This is a genomic window from Roseomonas sp. CCTCC AB2023176, from assembly GCF_042259275.1.
Classification (GTDB): domain Bacteria; phylum Pseudomonadota; class Alphaproteobacteria; order Acetobacterales; family Acetobacteraceae; genus Roseomonas.
Genome location: NZ_CP170086.1, coordinates 4,629,181 through 4,643,237, shown reverse-complemented (window position 1 = coordinate 4,643,237; position 14,057 = coordinate 4,629,181). Strand labels below are relative to the sequence as shown.

The 14,057-nt window shown below is 72.1% G+C and carries 13 protein-coding genes and 2 pseudogenes; 4 read left to right on the top strand and 11 right to left on the bottom strand.

Features of this window, described 5'->3' with window-relative positions:
• Nucleotides 1–26: 26 nt before the first annotated feature.
• On the bottom strand, nt 27–2,321 hold the full coding sequence (locus ACE7GA_RS23255; RefSeq protein ID WP_376092234.1) for a fused MFS/spermidine synthase: 2,295 nt from the start codon (nt 2,319–2,321) through the stop codon (nt 27–29).
• 179 nt (nt 2,322–2,500) lie between these two features.
• On the opposite strand from ACE7GA_RS23255, the gene ACE7GA_RS23250 reads away from it, so the two are divergent.
• Nucleotides 2,501–4,036, top strand: a complete 1,536-nt coding sequence (locus tag ACE7GA_RS23250) for an acetolactate synthase large subunit (protein ID WP_376092231.1) — start codon at nt 2,501–2,503, stop codon at nt 4,034–4,036.
• A 28-nt stretch (nt 4,037–4,064) separates the two neighbouring features.
• The gene (locus tag ACE7GA_RS23245) at nt 4,065–5,504 is read left to right on the top strand and encodes an NAD-dependent succinate-semialdehyde dehydrogenase (protein ID WP_376092228.1); all 1,440 of its coding nucleotides are present in this window, start codon (nt 4,065–4,067) and stop codon (nt 5,502–5,504) included.
• A 33-nt stretch (nt 5,505–5,537) separates the two neighbouring features.
• Here the strand turns inward: ACE7GA_RS23245 and truA are convergent, their stop codons facing one another.
• The 4 genes and pseudogenes from truA to def form a co-directional block, all read right to left on the bottom strand.
• A complete protein-coding gene (truA, locus tag ACE7GA_RS23240; protein ID WP_376092225.1) occupies nt 5,538–6,299 on the bottom strand; it encodes a tRNA pseudouridine(38-40) synthase TruA in 762 nt (253 codons plus the stop codon).
• Nucleotides 6,299–6,693: pseudogene (locus ACE7GA_RS23235) on the bottom strand (methionyl-tRNA formyltransferase). The gene truA and the pseudogene ACE7GA_RS23235 overlap by 1 nt, the downstream one beginning before the upstream one ends.
• 30 nt (nt 6,694–6,723) lie before the next feature.
• A pseudogene (locus tag ACE7GA_RS23230) lies at nt 6,724–7,190 on the bottom strand (methionyl-tRNA formyltransferase); the annotation flags it as partial.
• Between the two features lie 79 nt (nt 7,191–7,269).
• Nucleotides 7,270–7,833: a peptide deformylase gene (gene def / locus ACE7GA_RS23225; RefSeq protein ID WP_376092222.1), complete on the bottom strand. Its 564-nt coding sequence runs from the start codon at nt 7,831–7,833 to the stop codon at nt 7,270–7,272.
• 144 nt (nt 7,834–7,977) lie between these two features.
• Here def and ACE7GA_RS23220 point away from each other — a divergent pair, with 144 nt between their 5' ends.
• Both ACE7GA_RS23220 and ACE7GA_RS23215 read left to right on the top strand, forming a co-directional pair.
• Nucleotides 7,978–8,433, top strand: a complete 456-nt coding sequence (locus ACE7GA_RS23220; protein WP_376092219.1) for an Hsp20 family protein — start codon at nt 7,978–7,980, stop codon at nt 8,431–8,433.
• A 93-nt stretch (nt 8,434–8,526) separates the two neighbouring features.
• Complete coding sequence (locus tag ACE7GA_RS23215) at nt 8,527–8,748, top strand: DUF1150 family protein (RefSeq protein WP_376092216.1); 222 nt, start codon at nt 8,527–8,529, stop codon at nt 8,746–8,748.
• Nucleotides 8,749–8,817: 69 nt separating this feature from the next.
• On the opposite strand, the gene hpf is transcribed toward ACE7GA_RS23215, so the two are convergent.
• The 6 genes from hpf to ACE7GA_RS23185 form a co-directional block, all read right to left on the bottom strand.
• Nucleotides 8,818–9,171 carry a ribosome hibernation-promoting factor, HPF/YfiA family gene (gene hpf, locus ACE7GA_RS23210; RefSeq protein WP_376092213.1) on the bottom strand — a complete coding sequence of 118 codons (354 nt, stop codon included), beginning with the start codon at nt 9,169–9,171 and terminating at the stop codon, nt 8,818–8,820.
• A 106-nt stretch (nt 9,172–9,277) separates the two neighbouring features.
• Nucleotides 9,278–10,750, bottom strand: coding sequence for an RNA polymerase factor sigma-54 (rpoN, locus tag ACE7GA_RS23205; RefSeq protein WP_376092210.1), 1,473 nt, complete (start codon nt 10,748–10,750; stop codon nt 9,278–9,280).
• A gap of 13 nt (nt 10,751–10,763) precedes the next feature.
• Nucleotides 10,764–11,513: an LPS export ABC transporter ATP-binding protein gene (lptB, locus tag ACE7GA_RS23200; RefSeq protein WP_376092207.1), complete on the bottom strand. Its 750-nt coding sequence runs from the start codon at nt 11,511–11,513 to the stop codon at nt 10,764–10,766.
• Nucleotides 11,510–12,505: an LptA/OstA family protein gene (locus ACE7GA_RS23195; RefSeq protein WP_376092204.1), complete on the bottom strand. Its 996-nt coding sequence runs from the start codon at nt 12,503–12,505 to the stop codon at nt 11,510–11,512. The genes lptB and ACE7GA_RS23195 overlap by 4 nt, the downstream gene beginning before the upstream one ends.
• A complete protein-coding gene (lptC, locus tag ACE7GA_RS23190; protein ID WP_376092201.1) occupies nt 12,505–13,227 on the bottom strand; it encodes an LPS export ABC transporter periplasmic protein LptC in 723 nt (240 codons plus the stop codon). The genes ACE7GA_RS23195 and lptC overlap by 1 nt, the downstream gene beginning before the upstream one ends.
• A gap of 154 nt (nt 13,228–13,381) precedes the next feature.
• Nucleotides 13,382–14,017, bottom strand: a complete 636-nt coding sequence (locus ACE7GA_RS23185; protein ID WP_376100496.1) for a ribonuclease D — start codon at nt 14,015–14,017, stop codon at nt 13,382–13,384.
• Between the last annotated feature and the right edge of the window lie 40 nt (nt 14,018–14,057).

Here is a 14,057-nt window from a genome sequence, read left to right as displayed (position 1 = left end):
CGCGTCGTTGCGCGCGGGCAAGGGCGTCAGCGCGCATCCGGCGCCCGGACGACGCGCGCGGCGTCGCGCATCCGGCGCGCGAGCGCATCGGCGCCGACGACGGGGTTGTTGAGGTAGAACTCGTCGCGCGGGAAGACGTCGGTCAGCGGCGGCGCCGGGCGATCCATGCCGGGCCCCCACCGCAGCGGCGCGTCGCGGAACATGCCGGCGTAGTCGGTGAAGCCCGGATTGCCGCGCAGGAGGCGTGCCCGCACCGCAGGCTCCTCCAGGCGGGCGACGAGGCGGTCGGCGCTCCAGGGGATCGGGTCGTTGCTGCCGATCAGGACGCTTGCGGGCATGATCAGCAGGGCGTGGGGGAAGACGGCGGTGAAGGTCTGCACCGTGCGTTCCGTCGGCGCCCATTGCACGTAGAGGCCGCCGGGGGCCAGGCGGGCACGGACTTCCTCGAGGAACTCGGCGGAATAGAGCAGGCCGGAATGGCTGCTCTCCGGCAGGATCGCGTCGGCCTGGATGACGTCGTACCGGCGCGTGTCGCGCGCGACGGCGCGGCGGCCGTCACCGTATTCGAGGGAGTAGCGCGGGTCGCGAAAGGTCGCGGCGATCGGCCCGTCGGGATGAAGGCGCGCGACTCCATGCAGGACGGTCAGCACCGGCGCCACGAGCTCGACCGCGCGGATGTGGCGCGTCTCCGGGTTGATCCCGGCGGCCCAGGGCGTGCCGCCGGATCCGATGCCAACCAGCAGGATGTCGTGCGGCGCGGGGTGCAGCAGCGGCCCGACCGCGCCGAGGAATTGGTGGATCGGGAGGAAAGGGATGCGCCCCTGCGAGAAGCCCTGGATGAAGAAGGGCCCGTCCGGGTCGCCGGTGCCGCGGTCGTCGCGGAAGAACGCGATGCCCGAGCGGTCCTCGGCCCAGGCGACGGCGTGGTGCGGCGTCTCGGCGTGGAGGCGCGACCAGAACGCCGCGTTTCCGGGGATGGCGAGGGTCAGGCCGGCACAGGCCGCGCCGAGCGCGATCGGCTGCCAGCGCGGCGCGCGGGCGCCGCCCGGTGACGCTCCCCGCGTGTTCCAGATCCACAAGCCGACGAGCAGGACGGAGAGGGCGCCGAGCAGGTGCAGCGTCCCCGCCGTGCCCAGCAGGTGGAAGGTGACGAGCCCCGTCCCGACCGAGCCCGCCGCGTTGCCGAGGATGTTCGCGAGCTGCACCCAGCCGACCCGCGCGCCGACACTCGACATGTCCTGCTGCACGGCGCGCTGGACGAAGGGAAAGGTCATGCCGATGAGGAAGGAGGGCGGGCCGACGACGATCACGGTGAGCAGCGCCGTCGCCATCAGCGCGTCGCCGTGCAGCCGGTGGCGGTCCACGGAAAGGATGCCGCCGAGGGGCGAGTCCGGCAGCCACCAGTAGAGCGCGAGGATGAGCGCCGCGGCGAGCGCGAAGCCGCCGGCCTGGGTCGCGAAGAAGGCGGGCCGCGGGTCGCGAATGCGGCGGAGCATCCGCGCGGCGACGGCCATGCCAAGGCCGTCCGCGAGAAGAAAGACGCCGAGGACCGTCGCGAAGAGGTAGGCGTGGAACTGGCCGACCTGGCCGAGGAGCCGGACCCAGACGATCTCGAGCGCGACGATGACGTAGCCCGAGAGGAAGACGAGCGCGCACCAGAGCGGCAGGCCACCGAAGGGCGTAGGCGCCGCCGCGGCCTGGGTCACGGCGGGCGGCGGGCCTTCGCGCCGCAGGGCGGGCAGGAGGGTCAGGGCAAGGAGGGCGGCGACGAGGTCGAGGCCCGCCGCCAGCACCAGCGCCCCGACGAAGCCGAGCGAGCCGACGAGGACCCAGCCCCCGAGCAGCGCACCGAGGCCCGCGCCGAGGGTGTTCAGGCCGTAGAGCGTGCCGATCCGCTCGGCGACCGTGTCGAGGTTCGTCGCGACCGCGCGGGCGAGGAGGGGGAGGGAGGCGCCCATGAGCGTCGTTGGCAGGGCGAGGCCGACGAAGCAGAGGCCAAAGATCGCGAGAGGGCTGTCCACGACGCCCGCGAGGTCGGTCGCGAGGAAGTCGTAGAGGAAGAGCTTGGACAGCAGGGCGAAGCCGGCGACCCCGGCCTCTGCGATCGCGAAGCCCATGAGGGCACGGGCGGGGGTCAGGCGGTCGGCCAGCTTGGCGCCGGCGAGCGACCCGACGCCGAGTCCGGCGAGGAAGGCGCCCACGACCAGGGCCGCGGAGATGCTGTCGGAACCCGCGAAGATGCCGAGCATCCGCTGCCAGACGATCTGGCACAGCAGGGCCCCGAAGCCGGAGCAGAAGAACGCGACGGCGAGGCGCCCCATCAGGTCACGCGAACCCCATTTTCCCCGCCGCCCAGAGGCAAGCGCCTGACGGCCAGATTACGGCTTCGTGATGGCGGCGCCTAGGCCGGGGCGGAACGGAGGGGTGGCTTGCCCGGGCGGGCGGGGGCGCGCACCTTGACGGCCCGCCAGCCAACGAACGATCCGGGAGAACGCCGCGCGTGAACGGTGCCGCCAGTCTCGTCCACACCCTGCTGAAGTCGGGGGTGGACACCTGCTTCGCCAATCCCGGCACCTCCGAAATGCATTTCGTCGCCGCGCTGGACCAGATCCCCGGCATGCGCTGCGTCCTCGGGCTGCAGGAGAACGTCGTCACCGGGATGGCGGACGGCTACTACCGCATCGCGGGGAAGCCGGCCTGCACGCTGCTGCATTGCGGTCCCGGCCTCGCGAACGGGCTGGGGAACCTGCACAACGCGCGGCGCGCGCGGTCCGCGATCGTGAACGTCGTGGGGGACCAAGCGACATACCACCGTCCCTTCGACGCGCAGTTGACGGCGGATACGGAGGGTTTCGCTCGGCCGGTCTCCGTCTGGACGCGGACGTCGACGGAAGCCGCCCATGTGGGGCCCGACGCGGCCGTCGCGGTGCAGGCGGCGCGGGAGGCGCCGGGGATCGCGACCCTGATCCTGCCGTCCGACTCATCGTGGAACGAGGGCGGAGTGGTGGCGGAGCCGCTGCCCGTCGCGGCGCGCGGGGCGCCGGACCCGGCGGCCGTGAAGGGCGCGGCGCGGGTGCTGCGGGAGGGGCGGAACGTCCTGGTCCTGCTCGGCGGCGTCGCGCTGACCGACGCCGCGCAGTTGCTGGCCTGGCGCGTGGCGCAGGCGACCGGCGCCGCGCTGCTGGCGGAGATGTCGAACGCGAAGATCGCACGGGGGCGCGGTCGCGTGGCGCTGGAACGCGTGCCCTACGTCGCGGATGTCGCGATCGCGGCGCTCGCGAGGTTCGAGCACATCATCCTGGTCAATGCGAAGGCGCCGGTCGGGTTCTTCGCCTATCCCGGCAAGCCGTCGCGGCACTATCCGGAGAATGCGGCGATCCACGTGCTGACGCGGTTCGAGCAGGACGCGGAGGCCGGGTTGCGCGCGCTGGTGGAGGAGCTGGGCGCGCCGGAGGCGGCGGTCCCCGATCCCGGACCGCGGCCCGAGGTCGCGCGCGGGGCGCCGACGCCGGAGGGCTTGGCGCGCACCGTCGCGGCGCTGGTGCCGGAGGGCGGGATCGTGGCGGACGAAAGCGTCTCCTTCGGCCGCGGCTTCTACAAGGAAACCCACGCCGCGCCGCCGCATGACTGGATTCACCTGACCGGTGGCGCGATCGGGGACGGCATTCCGCTCGCCACCGGAGCTGCGATCGCGGGGAAGGGGCGGCGGGTCATCAACCTGCAGGCCGATGGTTCCGCGATGTATTCGCTCCAGGGGCTCTGGACCCAGGCGCGGGAGAAGTTGCCCGTGACCACCGTCCTGCTCTCGAACCGGAAGTACCAGATCCTCATCGGCGAGTACCACGGTGTGGGAGCCAATCCGGGGCGCACGGCCATGGACATGCTTGATCTGGGGAATCCGGACCTCAACTGGGTAAGCATCGCGAACGGCATGGGCGTGGAGGCCGCGCGGGCCACCACGCTGGAGCAATGCGGGGACCTGATGGCGCAGAGCCTCTCGCGCGACGGGCCCTTCCTCATCGAACTCGTGATCTGACCCTCTTTCCGAATACGGAGACGCGGACATGGCTGCCTACAAGAACGTCCAGCTGCACATCGACGGGCAGTGGCGCGACGCGCGATCCGGCAAGACGATCGAGGTGCTGAATCCCGCGAACGAGGAGGTGGTCGGCACCGTCGCGCATGCCGAGAAGGCGGACCTCGACGAAGCGCTGGCGGCGGCGGACCGTGGGTTCGCGACGTGGCGGAAAGTGTCCGCCTATGACCGCGCGAAGACGATGCGGAAGGCGGGCGACCTGCTGCGGTCCCGCGCGGACGAGATCGCGACGCTCATGACGCTGGAGCAGGGCAAGCCGCTGCCCGAGGCGAAGATGGAGGTGCTGGCCGGCGCCGACGTCATCGACTGGTTCGCGGAGGAAGCGCGGCGTGCCTATGGCCGGGTCATCCCGGCGCGGGCCGAAGGCGTCTACAACCTCGTCATCAAGGAGCCGGTCGGGCCCGTCGCGGCCTTCACGCCCTGGAACTTCCCGATCAACCAGGTCGTGCGGAAGCTGTCGGCGGCGCTGTCCACGGGATGCTCGATCATCGTGAAGGCGCCGGAGGAGACGCCGGCCTCCCCCGCGGAACTCATCCGCTGCTTCGTGGATGCGGGCGTGCCGGCGGGCGTGATCGGGCTGGTCTACGGCGTGCCGTCGGAGATCTCGTCGTATCTCATCCCGCATCCGGTGATCCGGAAGATCACCTTCACCGGCTCCACGCCCGTCGGGAAGATGCTGGCGGCGATGGCCGGGCAGCACATGAAGCGCGCGACGATGGAGCTCGGCGGACACGCGCCGGCGATCGTCTTCGACGACGCGGATGTCGGGCGCGCCGCGAAGATGCTGGCGGCGGCGAAGTTCCGGAACGCGGGTCAGGTCTGCGTCTCGCCGACGCGGTTCCTGGTGCAGGACGGGGCCTATGACCAGTTCCTCGAGACCTTCACGGCGGCGGCCGCCAAGCTGAAGGTCGGCGACGGCATGGCCGAGGGCACGCAGATGGGGCCGCTGGCGAATGACCGCCGCGTTCCCTCGATCGAGGCGCTGGTGCAGGACGCCGTGGGGCGCGGCGCCAAGCTCGGCACGGGCGGCGAGCGGATCGGCAACAAGGGCTACTTCTACAAGCCGACCGTCCTGTCCGACGTGCCGCTGGATGCGCGGGCGATGAACGAGGAGCCTTTCGGGCCGCTCGCGCTGATCAACCGCTTCACCGCGGTGGACGACGTGATCGCAGAGGCAAACCGGCTGCCCTTCGGGCTCGCGGCCTATGCCTTCACGTCCTCGGCCAAGACGGCGCAGCAGGTCGGGGCTTCGGTCGAGACGGGGATGATGACGATCAACCACCTCGGCCTCGCGCTGCCGGAAGTGCCGTTCGGCGGCGTGAAGGACAGCGGCTATGGCTCCGAAGGCGGGTCGGAGGCGATCGAGGCCTACCTCGTCACGAAGTTCGTGACGCAGGCCGGGATCTGACCCGGACGCCCCGGCTGGCTGGCCGGGGCGGCTTCAGCGCCAGTCGATCGGCGGGTCGTAGCCGACGGCGGTGAGCGCCAGGCCGTCCGGCGGGGCGGTCTGGCCGGCCTTGGTGCGGTCCCGGCCGTCCAGCACGTCGCGGGGCCAGGTCACGGCGCGGCGGCCATGGCCGACCTGCATGAGGGTGCCCACCAGGTTGCGGACCTGGTGGTGCAGGAAGGACCGGGCCTCCGCGATGACCGCCACCTCGTCGCCGTGGCGCGTCACATCCAGGCGGTCCAGGGTACGATTCGGGTCCTTCGCCTGGCACGCCGCGGCGCGGTAGGCGGAGAAATCATGCTTTCCCAACAGGCGCTGCGCGGCGTCATGCATGGCCGCCGCGTCGAGCGGGGCGGGGACGTGCCAGACCCGACCCGCATGGAGCGCCGGGCGGGCCCGGCGGTTCAGGATGCGGTAGCGGTAGGACCGGCGGATCGCGGAGAAGCGGGCATTCCAGCCCTCCGGCGCGGCGGCGGCGCCGATGACGGAGACGGGGTGGGGGCGGGTGCGGGCGTTGATGGCCTCCCGCAGCCGGTCGGGCGGGAGGTCGGCGGCGACCTCCAGCAGGGCGACCTGGCCCTCGGCATGGACGCCGGCATCGGTGCGGCCGGCGACGATCGTGGTGCCGGGTGCGCCGTGGTTCAGGGGCGCGGTCGCGTCCTCGATGACAGCCTGGACGGAGAGGCCGTCGGCCTGGCGTTGCCAGCCGACGAAGGGGGCACCGTCATACTCGATCAGCAGGGCGTAGCGGGGCATCAGCCCAGGCGCGTGCCGGCGGGGATGGCGGTGCCGCGGAGGAGGGCGGCGGCGTCCATCGCCGCGCGTCCCGCGCGCTGGATGCGGGTGAGGCGCAGGGCCGTGCCGTGCCCGGCCGCGATCAGGAGGGCATCGTCGAGCGCGGTGCCGGGTTCCCCGTGCCGGACGCGATCTCGGCCGTCAGGATGCGCAGGGATTGGCCGGAGAAGCTCGTGAACGCGCCGGGCCAGGGATGCATGGCGCGAACGCGGCGTTCGAGGGCGTCGGCGGGCTGGGTCCAGTCCAGGCGGCCGTCATCCTTCGTCAGTTTCGGCGCGTAGGTCGCACCATCGTCCGGCTGCGGTGTGGCCGGCGGGTCCTCGTCCAGGGCGCGAAGGATGAGCCGAGCGCCCATTTCGGCCAGGCGGTCGTGCAGGTCTGCGGCCGTGTCGCGGGGGCCGATCGAGGTGGCCTCACGCAGCAGCATGGGGCCGGTGTCCAGGCCCTCCTCCATCCGCATGATCGTGATGCCCGTCTCCGCGTCGCCGGCGAGGATCGAGGCCTGGATCGGCGCCGCCCCCGCCAGCGCGGGAGGAGTGAGGCGTGGATGTTGATGCAGCCCCGCCGAGGCGCCTCCAGCATCGGAAGCGGCAGGATCAGGCCGTAGGCCGCGACGACCGCAGCATCCAGGCCTAGGGCGGCGAAGGCGTCGTGCTCCGCCGACTCGCGCCGGAGGCGCGCGGGCGTGCGGACGGGCAGGCCGAGGTCGAGCGCGGCCGCGTGGACGGGGCAGGGGGTCTCGCGCTGGCCACGCCCGGCGGGCCGGGGCGGCTGGGCGTAGACCATCGCGACCTCGTGCCCCGCCGCGTACAGGGCCCGCAGGGCTGGCACCGAGAAGGCCGGGCTGCCCATGAAAGCAAGGCGCAGGGGACGCGTCACGAGCCGTCGCCGATGCGCAACCCGCTTCGCTCCGCGACGAGCCCGACGTGGCTCACATCGCCTCGCGCTGCTTCGACTTCTGGTCCTTCGTGAACTTGCGCAGCAACATGTTCCGCTTCAGCGGCGACAGGTGATCGGTGAACAGCACGCCGTCCAGGTGGTCCACCTCGTGCTGCACGCAGGCGGCCATCAGCCCTTCCGCCTCCATCTCCCGCCGCGTGCCGTCGGGGTCCTGCCAGCGGACCTTGACCCGCGCGGGCCGCGTCACATCGGCGTAGTGGCCGGGAATGGAGAGGCAGCCCTCCTCCCGCGTCGCCTGCTCGGCGCTTTCGGCCACGATCTCCGGATTCACCATCACGATCGGTCCGCCGCTGTCCTCCTTCTGGAGGTCGAGCACGAGCAGGCGGAGCGATTCGCCGACCTGCGGCGCCGCAAGGCCGATGCCGGGGGCCTTGTACATCGTCGCCAGCATCCGGGGCGCGAGGTCGCGCACGCGGTCGCCATCGCCCGCGCCCACCGCGCGCGCCTTAGCCCGCAGGACGGGAGAGGGATGCAGGAGGATGGGGAGGAGCTCTGCCCCCTCGGTGCTCGCGTCGGACATGGTCGGGGGCGGCATCTAGTCTCATCCGGGCCGTCCCGGAAGGGCGCCGTGCCTTGCAACGGCGACACGGTTTCCCGATATGCAGCGGGCGGGTCGGTGCTTCGGGCCGGACCGCGCCACTGATCCCGCGTGGCCTCGCTTCTCGGAGGATGCCGCCCGATGTCGAGACCGCCCGTCTTCGGCTCGCCCTTGTTCCTGGGCTTCGATCACCTCGAGCAGATGCTCGACCGGGTGCAGAAGACCGCGGACGGCTACCCGCCCTACAACATCGAGCAGACCGGGCCCGACCGCCTGCGCATCACCCTCGCCGTCGCGGGCTTCGCGATGGAGGACCTACAGATCACGCTGGAGGACAACCAGCTGGTGATCCGCGGCCGGCAGAGGGACGATTCGGAGGGCCGGGTATTCCTGCACCGGGGCATCGCGGCCCGCCAGTTCCAGCGCGCCTTCGTCCTGGCGGAGGGCATGGAGGTCGAGGGCGCCTGGCTCGACAACGGCCTGTTGCACGTCGAGCTGCGGCGCCCACGTCCCGAATCGCGCGTCCGCACGATCCGCATCGCCGGCGCCGAGAAGAACAACGGCCGTGCCATCACGGAAGACGGCACGACCGGCTGACATCCCCGCCCGCGCGCACCCGCCAAACCGGGGGTGCAACGGGGCGTTATCGGCCCGTGGGCCATCCGGCCACGGGCGAGGAGAAGAATGAACATGAGCCCGAACCTCTCCGACGGCCTTCGCAACCTCTCCGCGCTCGATTGGGCGCGCTACGGGGCGCAGGAGGTGGCCTATATCCGTCCGGTCGTCGTGAACGGCACGGCGGCCATCGCGATCCATGCCGCCGACGGCACGCCGATCGGCGCGGCGCCGAATGAGGCGCTGGCGATCGCGGCGATTCTCCAGCACGACCTCTCGCCGGCGCTGGTGCACTGACAGGCGGGCCGGGCGCCCTCGCGCCCGGCTGCGTCGGCCGAACGCCTCTCCGGATGTTCGGCGCGAAGGCTACGGCGGCACTTCCGCAGCGCGCTGGGCCGCCACGTCACGTTCATCCGCGACGCCCCGCGCGTGTTCGTTGACGCGCCGGCGGTGACGGCGCAGCCGCTTGGCGACGTGCTCCGCCGCCTCGGCGAAGGCGCGGTGGGCGTCGGTGCCCTCGCCCTCGGCATGGACGCTCAGGCCGCGGCCACCGCGCAGGCTGATGTCGCAGGCGAAGAAGGCGCGGTCGCGGCGGAAAGTGACGTGCGCCTCCAGTGCCTGGTCGAAGTACTTGCGCGCGACGATCGAGAGGTTGTCGGCAACGTGGGTCTTCAGGGCTTCCCCCGTGTCCACGCCCTTGCCCGAGACGATGACCTGCATGGCCCGCTGCGCTCCTGACGCTGCCGAACGGGAGGAGCGTGGAACCGGCGCGGTGCGGAGGGAAGCGGAAAGATTCGGAACCGGTGCCGCGGCGCAGCACGGCGGGTCAGAGCACCGCCATCGCCTTCTCGCGCTTGCGCTGGACGGAACTCGGGATGCGCAGCGCCTCCCGGTACTTCGCGACGGTGCGGCGGGCGATGTCCACGCCCTCGGCGCGCAGGCGCTCGACGATCGCGTCGTCGGACAGGATGTCCTCCGGCGGCTCCGCGTCGACCATGTCGCGGATGCGGTGGCGGATGGCCTCGGCCGAGAACGAGTCTCCGCCGCGCGTGCCGGCGATGGCGGTCGTGAAGAAGTACTTCAGCTCCAGCGTGCCGCGCGGCGTCGCCACGTACTTGTTCGCGGTGACGCGGGACACCGTGCTCTCGTGCATGCCCAGCTCGTCCGCCACGTCGCGCAGGATCAGGGGGCGCAGGTGCGACACGCCGTGGCGGAAGAAGCCGTCCTGCCGCCGCACGATCTCCGCTGCGACGCGGAGGATGGTGTTGGCGCGCTGCTCCAGCGAACGGACGAGCCAGTTCGCGGATTGCAGCTTCTCCGCGATGAAGGCCTTCTCCTCCTTCGACCGCGCGCCGGCCTGGGCGACGGCGTGGAAGCCGCGGTTCACCAGGACGCGCGGCAGCGTCTCGGGGTTCAGTTCCAGCAGCCAAGTCCCGCCGGGGCCGCGGCGCATCAGCACGTCGGGGATGATCGCGGGCGCGGGGTCGTCGTCGAAGCCGGCGCCGGGCTTGGGGTCGAGGCGGCGGATTTCCGCCACCATCTGCGACAGGTCCTCGGCATCCACGCCGCAGACCCGCATCAGGCCCATGACGTCGCGGCGCGCGAGCATGTCGAGGTTGTCGAGCATCGCCTGCATCGCGGGGTCCAGCCGGTTCTTCTCCGCCAGTTGGACGGCGAGGCATTCGCGGAGGTCGCGGCAGAACAGGCCGACCGGTTCGAAGCGCTGCATCCGCGCGCGGACCGCCGCGACCTGTCCCTCCGGCGCGCCGAGGGCTGCGGCGATCGTCGCAGTGTCGGCGGCGAGGCGGCCGGCCGCGTCGAGCGAGGCGATCATCTGCGCGGCGATGATCAGGTCGCGCGGGTCGTCGAAGGCCAGGCGGGCCTGATCCGCCAGGGTCTCCCGCAGCGTCGGCGCGCGGGCGCCGGCAACCTCCTCCAGCGATCGCCCCTCGGAGTCCCAGGGGTCGGAGCGCGTGCCACCTCCGGCGCCGCCGTCGCCCCGGCCATCGAGGGAGCCAGTCTCGTAGGTGGCGGACCAGTCGGCCTCGATGGGCGGATCGGCCGCGATGGTGGGGGAGGTAACGCCCTCGTGGCAGTCGCGCGCCGCGGGCTCGGGCGCCGCGGCGACGGTCGTCGTCTCCTCGCGGTCGAGGAGGGGGTTCCGCTCCAGCTCCTCCTCGACATAGGCGGAGACCTCGAGGTTGCTGGACTGGAGCAGCTTGATGGCCTGCCGCAGCTGCGGCGTCATCACCAGCTGCTGGGACTGGCGGAATTCGAGCCGGGGGCCGAGGCCTACCATCGGCGGGGGATTGTCACAGGGAGAAGCGCTCCCCGAGGTAGACGCGCCGCACGCCCTCGTGCGCCACGACCTCGCGCGGGGGCCCCTCCATCAGCACCTGGCCGTCATGCATGATGTAGGCGCGGTCGATGATGCCGAGCGTCTCGCGGACGTTGTGGTCCGTGATGAGCACGCCGATCCCGCGATCCTTCAGATGCCCGACGAGGTCGCGGATCTCCCCGACCGCGATCGGGTCGATGCCCGCGAGCGGTTCGTCGAGCAGGATGTAGGCGGGGTGCGTCGCGAGGGCGCGCGCGATCTCGCAGCGCCGCCGTTCGCCGCCCGACAGCGCCAGCGACGGCGCGCGGCGGAGATGGGCGATGCCGAACTCCGCGAGGAGCGCGTCGAGCATCTGGTCCCGGCGCTCGCGCTTCGGCTCCACGACTTCGAGCGCCGCGCGGATGTTGTCCTCCACCGACAGGCCCCGGAAGATCGAGGCCTCCTGCGGCAGGTAGCCGAGGCCAAGGCGGGCGCGGCGGTACATCGGCACCATCGTCACGTCGTGGCCGTCGAGGAAGACCTGGCCCTCATCGGGCTTCACCAGGCCGGTCATCATGTAGAAGGTCGTCGTCTTCCCCGCGCCGTTCGGGCCGAGCAGCCCGACCGCCTCCCCGCGCTTGAGCGAGATGGAGACGTTCCGCACGACGGGGCGCTTGCGGTAGCGCTTGCCGAGCGACTTGGCGACGAGGCCTGCGCGGCCTTCGAGAACGCGGAGGTCGCTCATCGGGCCGCTCCGCGGGGGCGCGCGGGTTGTACCGGCGGCTGCGCGGGCTGCTGCGTCCCGCCGCAATCCCCGCTGGACGCCCCGCCGGGCTGCGCACCGCCGGAAGGCAGGACGAGGCCCTGCACCCGCTGGCCCGGCGCATTCACCAGCCGCGACACGCCCGTCCGCAGGTTCACGATGGCCTCCGCGCCATTCAACTGGTTCGGGCCGCAGGTGATCCGGACGTTGCCGAGGATGCGGGCGATGCCGGTCACCGGCGAATAGACGCCGCGGTCCCCGCGTACGACCTCGGCCTGGGTGCGGATCTCGACGTTGCCGAAGACCTCGACCCGGTCGAGCTTCGAGCCCTCTCCCGGGACGTTGCCGGGCGCAGGCGGCGCGCCGGGCGCGCGGGCCGCCGCGGGCTGCGTCGGGCGGGCCGGCGGGGCAGGGGGCGTATCGGCGAGGAAGTAGGCGACGAGCGTGTCGGCCTGGATTCGGCGGTTGTCGGTGGAGACGACGTTCGCCGCACCGCGCGCGACGGCCATGCGGCGCTGCGACCAGTATTCCAGGCTGTCACGGGCGCGGATCGTGTTGTCTGGCGTCGCGAAGACGAGGTCCCGGCCGGTCAGGACCATCACGGCCTGGTCCATGTCATAGACGGCGCGGTCGCCCTGCGCACGGTCGGTCGCGGAAGCGATGCGGACATTGCCTTGCGCCTCCAGCCGCCAGATCTCGCCGCCGGAGAGCGGGCTGTCGGTTGCGGCGGGCTGCGGCGAGCCGGCGCGGTTGCGATAGCGCGCGATGAGCGTGTCGGAATCCACCGTCACGCCCTCCCGCACCGCCTTGGCGTTGCCGCGGGCGATCACGACCTGTTCCGCCTGGCGCCACTCGATTCCGTCGGTGGAGGTGACCTCGACGGGACCGCCGCCCGTCAGGTCCAGGTTCTGCGCGGAAGCTGGGATCGCCGCGAGGACGGCGAGGAGGAGGAACCGCTTCGGGCCCATCGCCATCAGCGCCCGCCCTCCAGCACCGCGCGGGCGTTGCCGGTGAAAATGATGACCGCGCCGCGGTCGCGCAGGCGGAAGCCGTCCCCGGCGACGGTGCCGAAGGAGCCCTGGGCCTGGACGGGCCGGTTGCCCTCCGCGCTGCCGCCCTTCACGTCCACCCGTGCCTCCTCGGTCCTGACGAGCGTCCCGTTGTCATGCCAGAGCTTCACGTCGCCGTTCAGGTCCAGCCGGTCCGCGGGGCGGTCGTAGCGGCCGACATTGCCCTCGGCCAGCACCCAGGCCCCGCCGGCGAGGAACAGGTCACCGCGCGGCGCTTCCAGATCGACCACCGTCTGGCCCGCGTCGGCCGAGGACGCGATCCGCGCCGTGACGTTGTAGGCGCGGCCCTGCTCATCCACCCCCTGATAGCGGGGCGAGACGATGCGCACCGCTTCCGGCGAGACCTGCATCACCCGGCGGAAGGACAGCCGGGCACGTTCCTCCGCGCCCTGGAACTCGGGCCAGAGGACGATGGCCGCGAGCAGGACGAGGGCGGCTGCAGGCATGGCAAGCTTCAGCAGCCGCACCGTCCAGCGTCGGCGCCGCAGCATGCCCGCCGTGTAGCCCTGGCGCGCACGGGACGGAATGGGACGCTGGCGCGCGGCGAGAGCCGCCGGGAAATCCACCCGCTCGGCCGGTCGCGCGGCGTCCCGGGCGGACGGGTTGCTGGGGGAGGCGGATGTCACCGACCCTGTATGTGGGGGCGGGGCAGCCGGGTCAACGTCGCCACGGTTGCAGTGACAAGAATCATGCCAGATGTCGCGCGGGTGGCTGGCCGTCGGGGCTCGCCTCTCACTCGGGTGGCACGGCAGCGGCGCATGTCAGCGTGCCGACACCACCTCAATGCGCGAAGAGGTCGGGGTCCTCGTAGCCCAGCAGGTCGAGCTCCCCACGCGTCGGCAGGAAGCGGAAGCAGGCCTCCGCCAGTTCCAGGCGCCCCTCGCGCCGCAGCAGGCCTTCCAGCCGGTCCCAGAGCGCGTGCAGGTACAGCACGTCCGAGGCCGCGTAGGCCAACTGCTCCCGCGTCAGTTCCGCGGCGCCCCAGTCGCTCGTTTGCTGCTGCTTCGACAGCTCGACGCCGAGCAGTTCCTTGCAGAGGTCCTTCAGCCCGTGGCGGTCCGTGAAGGTCCGGACCAGCTTTGCGGCGACCTTCGTGCAGCGCACCGGCTGCACCGTCACGCCGAGCCAATGCCGCAGCGCGGCGACGTCGAAGCGCGCGAAGTGGAACAGCTTCACCGTCTCCGCGTCCGACAGCATCGCCTTGAGATTGGGGCAATCCGCCCCGCGCCCGCCAAGCGACTCCGGCGCGATCTGGACGCAATGGACCTGCCCGTCCCCGCCCGACATCTGGACGAGGCAGAGCCGGTCCCGGTGCGGGTTCAGGCCCATCGTCTCGGTATCGATCGCGACGACGGGGCCGAACGAGACTCCCTCCGGCAGGTCGTGCCGGTGCAGGTGGATCGTGGCGTCGGGCATGAAGAGCGTGATTCCGCCGGAGGGGGCGAGGCTCACCGGA

What these genes read in the sequence shown, in the direction of transcription:
- ACE7GA_RS23255 (WP_376092234.1), bottom strand. Translation starts at nt 2,321, where the DNA reads ATGGGGCGCCTCGCCGTCGCGTTCTTCTGCTCCGGCTTCGGGGCCCTG.
- rpoN (WP_376092210.1), bottom strand. Translation starts at nt 10,750, where the DNA reads ATGGTAGGCCTCGGCCCCCGGCTCGAATTCCGCCAGTCCCAGCAGCTG.
- ACE7GA_RS23195 (WP_376092204.1), bottom strand. Translation starts at nt 12,505, where the DNA reads ATGGCGATGGGCCCGAAGCGGTTCCTCCTCCTCGCCGTCCTCGCGGCG.
- lptB (WP_376092207.1), bottom strand. Translation starts at nt 11,513, where the DNA reads ATGAGCGACCTCCGCGTTCTCGAAGGCCGCGCAGGCCTCGTCGCCAAG.
- hpf (WP_376092213.1), bottom strand. Translation starts at nt 9,171, where the DNA reads ATGCAGGTCATCGTCTCGGGCAAGGGCGTGGACACGGGGGAAGCCCTG.
- truA (WP_376092225.1), bottom strand. Translation starts at nt 6,299, where the DNA reads ATGCCCCGCTACGCCCTGCTGATCGAGTATGACGGTGCCCCCTTCGTC.
- ACE7GA_RS23215 (WP_376092216.1), top strand. Translation starts at nt 8,527, where the DNA reads ATGAGCCCGAACCTCTCCGACGGCCTTCGCAACCTCTCCGCGCTCGAT.
- ACE7GA_RS23220 (WP_376092219.1), top strand. Translation starts at nt 7,978, where the DNA reads ATGTCGAGACCGCCCGTCTTCGGCTCGCCCTTGTTCCTGGGCTTCGAT.
- ACE7GA_RS23245 (WP_376092228.1), top strand. Translation starts at nt 4,065, where the DNA reads ATGGCTGCCTACAAGAACGTCCAGCTGCACATCGACGGGCAGTGGCGC.
- ACE7GA_RS23185 (WP_376100496.1), bottom strand. Translation starts at nt 14,017, where the DNA reads ATGCCCGACGCCACGATCCACCTGCACCGGCACGACCTGCCGGAGGGA.
- def (WP_376092222.1), bottom strand. Translation starts at nt 7,833, where the DNA reads ATGCCGCCCCCGACCATGTCCGACGCGAGCACCGAGGGGGCAGAGCTC.